The 1715-nt window shown below is 62.0% G+C and carries 1 protein-coding gene; it reads right to left on the bottom strand.

The annotated features are described in order from the left end of the window. Window positions 1-171: 171 nt before the first annotated feature. Entirely contained in the window at window positions 172-1563 is a 1392-nt protein-coding gene (locus ABD883_RS11990) for an IS1380-like element ISBli4 family transposase (RefSeq protein ID WP_345032372.1), read from the bottom strand. Window positions 1564-1715: the final 152 nt, after the last annotated feature.

Genomic DNA, 1715 nt, shown 5'->3' with positions numbered 1-1715 from the left:
CCTTGATCCACCGATTCGCTTGATGGCAAGGGGCTCACTCGGATTCGAGTGCGAACGCGGTGCGAGGGCAGGAAGTAGTGTCCCGGTCTCTCACCGGTCTCTTCCACATAGATGATTCCCCGGGGTCTCCTCCAGACCCTGCGGCGTCGTGCTCGAGCAGGAGCGAATCGGTCAGGACAATGATCGTGTAGGTGGGCTCAGAGCCGCGTGCCAGAGTCGTGCGAATTCCGTCGCCCACGGCCACCGTCTCGGCAGGTGCACAATCAGCTTCCTGGCCCGGTGAGCGATCCGGGCCGGGATGCCGATGATCCGTGTCCGCAGCGTCTGAGCGTGCACTTTGCTCATCCGTCCACCGATGAGTCCGGCAGCAGCCCGCAGCAGGTTGTGTGTGATCGCTGCGACTGCTACCCAGGCGGCGTTGGCGTTGAACACCCCAGAGGGCATATGTGCCAGGGCACCGTTCTTCAGCTCCGCATTGATCTGCTCGATGATCGCGTGCTTGCGGTGGATGTGATCAGCAGCGACGGTGTCGAAACGGTCTTTGTCCACCGTGGTGAAGAACGCGTGATAGCGGAACAAGTCGAACAATGGGTCCTGCCCGGCAGTGCGTTTGGTCTCGTTGAGTTCAGGGATGCGGCGGACCACCAAGCGGCCGGCGGCGTGCAGGGACTTCTTCTTCGAGGTGAATGCGGTGAACGGGACCTCGGCGACTTCGGCCTTCGAAATCCAGGCCCTGGTCTCTTCGTCGTAGATCGCTTCGGGGTATTCGATGCCAGTCCATGCGCCGTCGCTGATTGTTCCGATCGTTGCTTTGACCTTCTTGTCCATGCGGACCGTGATCGATACTTCAGCCCCGGCATCCCGGGCGGCTTTGGTCACAGTCGAGGAGTAGTACGCCGAATCAGCCCTGACCAGGGCTGGGAGGCCGGAGTTGATTCGGGTCGTGGTGGCCAGAGCGTCGGCGACGAACTTGTCAGCACCCCGGGCTGACGAGGTTGAGCCCTTGCGCAGGCGCTGGCCGACGATGATCTGGCCGGAGTCGCCCGTCGATGCGGTCGCCAACAGTGCGTTGAGGCCACGACTGCCTTGGTAGCCGAATCCAGCTCCCTGCTTCGACGCGGAGTGGACATCGATGACGGTGTCGTCGACATCGACGAACACCATCGCTTGTCCAGTGTCTTCGCTGGCTGGTAGCAGCGGTGTGTGCTCGTTGAGGTTGGTCAGGAAACGGGAAGAGATCGCGTCGAGTTGCCGGACGTGGCCGAAGGCGAACGAGCGCAGGAACGACCCCAGGGTCGAGGGCGCGTAGACACGATCGAAGAGGTGCTGCATGCCGCCGTGGCGGAGGATGTTCATGTCATCGATCGAGTCGGCCCCGGCAGCCATTCCCGCGACCAGGGTAGCCAGTTTCGGTGCCGGGTTCGCGCCCTTGTCGGCTCCGGTGGTGGTCACGGTCAGACGGTCTTCGGCGAGGTCTGGCAGGCCCGCCATCTGGGCGAGGCTCATGATCGGGACGAGCCCGGTAGTGGCCGTCAGGTTCGCATCGTCGAAGGAGTGAGACACAGACGCGGGTGTGTGGTTGAATAGCACCTGAGAGGTGCCCCTTTCTTGAACGGGAATGTTGACTTCGAACATCATCATTTTCCCAGTTCAGAAGGGGCATTTCCATTTCACGCGCGGCTTGATCCGGCTACTCGCATCGGTGGATCAAGGCT

The organism is Brevibacterium pityocampae, from assembly GCF_039541555.1.
Classification (GTDB): domain Bacteria; phylum Actinomycetota; class Actinomycetes; order Actinomycetales; family Brevibacteriaceae; genus Brevibacterium; species Brevibacterium pityocampae.
The sequence above is the reverse complement of the archived record's forward strand: the minus strand, read 5'-3'. Positions and strand labels throughout refer to the sequence as shown.